The 2,702-nt window shown below is 31.0% G+C and carries 3 protein-coding genes and 1 pseudogene; 1 reads left to right on the forward strand and 3 read right to left on the reverse strand.

All coding sequences use genetic code 11. The features are described from left to right. A partial coding sequence (locus C237_RS13360; RefSeq protein ID WP_033398989.1) for a tape measure protein occupies positions 1 to 489 on the reverse strand: 489 nt, incomplete at its 3' end. 180 nt (positions 490 to 669) lie between these two features. Here C237_RS13360 and C237_RS15230 point away from each other — a divergent pair. Continuing rightward, positions 670 to 759: pseudogene (locus tag C237_RS15230) on the forward strand (Ig-like domain-containing protein); the annotation flags it as partial. Positions 760 to 1,321: 562 nt separating this feature from the next. On the opposite strand, the gene C237_RS0110325 reads toward C237_RS15230, so the two are convergent. Both C237_RS0110325 and C237_RS0110330 read right to left on the reverse strand, forming a co-directional pair. After that, positions 1,322 to 1,804 carry a hypothetical protein gene (locus C237_RS0110325; RefSeq protein ID WP_018676412.1) on the reverse strand — a complete coding sequence of 161 codons (483 nt, stop codon included), beginning with the start codon at positions 1,802 to 1,804 and terminating at the stop codon, positions 1,322 to 1,324. Next, positions 1,801 to 2,568, reverse strand: a complete 768-nt coding sequence (locus C237_RS0110330; RefSeq protein ID WP_018676413.1) for a hypothetical protein — start codon at positions 2,566 to 2,568, stop codon at positions 1,801 to 1,803. Before C237_RS0110330 ends, C237_RS0110325 begins: the two co-directional genes overlap by 4 nt. Positions 2,569 to 2,702 lie beyond the last annotated feature (134 nt).

Consider the following 2,702-nt stretch of genomic DNA (forward strand, 5'->3'; position numbering starts at 1 on the left):
AGCCTTAACTTGCCCATAAACCAAATTAATCCGAGAAAGGGGTACACCTAATCCAGCCGCGATATCTCCCATTCGTTTAAGGGTATCTACAACCTCATTAGCTGGTACTTGAAAGGCGAGTAATTGTTTTGCTCCATTTGACACATCTTGCAATGAAAACGGCGTTTTAGCGGCTAAATCCGCCATTTCACCCATTAAGGCCTTGGCTTTGTCAGTACTTTTTAGCATCGTTCCAAAAGCGATTTCTGTTTTTTGGAATTCCCCTCTAACATTGATAAGTTGGCGTGTAAAGCCCATCAACGCTTGACCAGAAAAGTAACTTGCTATACCGATAGATAAATTCTTGAAAGATTTATCCATTTGTTGAGTTTGTTGCTGTGTGTGTTGATTAAGACCGAGTATATCTCGTCTCATTTCTGTAATATCTCTTCTCCATTGATTCATGTCAATGCCTGCTCCGAAAAATAATCCTCCAGCGTTGGTGTTCATAGGGTTATCTGTTTACTTACAAATTTACTTTAAGTAAACACCTGTTACAATAGGAAAATCAATAGATTAGATAGGAAAATAAAAGTTTTTGTTTTAAAAGCGTGTTTTTGATACAAAATATAAATTTTTGCTATTGTATTTTTTTTATATTTGTCGCTTAACTAATTAAATTAAATCGTTATGAAAAAAGTATTATTATTTTTAGCCCTATCTATGGCTACCATGACAACAATCACTTCTTGTTCTAAAGATAGAGACGAAGTTAGTGTTAAAAAAGATGATTTCACCAATGCTGACTATATAAAAAGAATTATGGTTGGTAAATGGGTGGGTGTAGCATCAAGTCAAGACGGTACATCATGGCATAATTATACGGATTTGCCAGGAACTACTCCTTATACTACTTATTACAAATTTGAAAACAATAATAAGTATTTATTTAAACCTTATACTGCCAAAAATGACACATCTTTTAATGAAGAAGGTAATTATGCTATTACTCCAGCAACCTCAGAAAACAATGCAATTCTAAAGTTAACTCACACTTATCAAGGAGACGCTCATAGCAATGAATTGATTTTGCTGGATTATAAAGATGGAGTTGTTACCTTTTTAGAAACGAGTATATTGTCTCCAACAGGGAAATTTTATTATAAATATAGAAAAGAGAATTAATTGTTGTGAATTGCTATCTCTGTGATAGTACGCAATTTAAAAAGTAAATCCACTAATACTTAGTGGATTTTTTAGTTGGGAAGATTAGGTTTTGAATATTTTTCGACTAATCTGTCTGATATTTTTTTTCTATGGTGATTGTGAGAAGGTTGTAAAATTAAAATAATAAACCTAGTTTTTCTCTTAAAGGAATAGATAAGTCTATATATTCAAAAGATAATCCCTCTATTTCCCTCAATGGTTTTACCATTTTAGTAAGGGCTTTTCTATCTTTTGTGATAAACGCATCTATATTTCTATTATGGATTTGGGCGAATAATTTAATATCATTAATGATGACACTCCTTTGTTCTGATTGCCTTAATTCTACATTTTCTTTTAAATTTTTGAAAAAGTATCCAGAAGTTTTAGCATCTTTATAATCAAATTCAAGAATTTGAAATGTTTTTAAAGATAATAAAGTGTCGGGATTATCAGCAACAGCATATTCACTTACTACAATAGTGGATAAATACATTATTATGTTTTTATGTAAAAAATACTCAAAGTACTCTACTGTATTTTGATGATACTCATCATCACTTTTTAACAAGCGAGTTACAAAAGAGTTATCCAAAAGCACACTTCTAATATCTTTCATATTGCTTCTGTTTTTAAGTCGTCAATCCACTTATCTAAATCTTTTATCTTGCTTAATCCCTCAGAGGCTTTTTCTATTGCTTTATCCAAAAGGCTACGATTAAATATAGGTTGATACTCTATAAATTCTATAAGTTTTAAATCACTAAAAGAACCGTCCTCTAAATTTTTTTTACCTTTGACTTTTACTCCGTAAGTTTTATACAATTTATTATCCCCTTCTGAAATTTGCTTTTTCGTAGCGTAAACTGTTACATTTCCGTCTTTGGTTGAAACATGGATATTAGGGTCTTTACCTCCATTCTGATAAATCTCACCATACAAATAAAACTCCCCCTCATAATAACTTGGACTTTCTGCTATATATGAGGTGTCCTTATCTATAATAAGGGATGGTTTCTTAGGGTTAAGAGAAGAGCGAAACTTAATAATATAGCCTTTCTCTATGGCTTTTTTTTGAAAATCAGAGATAATATTTTGCTGCTTTATTGATAAAAAACTTAGATTCTGCCTTTTGGATATTTCGGAAGTTAACCCATTAAACAATAAAACTCCAGAAATGGAAATAAAAAAACGATGCAAAGCACACCCTTCTTCTAAAGAATACGAAATATGAGGTCTTGAATTTTTTTCTTTTTTTGTAGGATATAAAAAATTCTCAATGTTAGATATTAACTCCTTTATCTCGTTAATATCTACATCTTCAGGGCTTAGTGTGTTGCTGAAATTATCTACACTAATCTCTATGTATCCTTTTTCTTCCACACGACAAAATTATATTTTATATATGAAAATAACAAAATTTTTTTTTGAATATCCGTTTTTATACCTAATTTCCTGTTATAGCAGCTATAATCACCCTATCGAATAATCGTTCTCCAAAATATCGCCTATTTAGC

Origin of the sequence: Riemerella columbina DSM 16469, from assembly GCF_000374405.1 — a bacterium.
In the GTDB taxonomy this organism is placed as follows: Bacteria; Bacteroidota; Bacteroidia; order Flavobacteriales; family Weeksellaceae; genus Riemerella; species Riemerella columbina.

What these genes read in the sequence shown, in the direction of transcription:
- C237_RS0110325 (WP_018676412.1), bottom strand. Translation starts at nt 1,804, where the DNA reads ATGAAAGATATTAGAAGTGTGCTTTTGGATAACTCTTTTGTAACTCGC.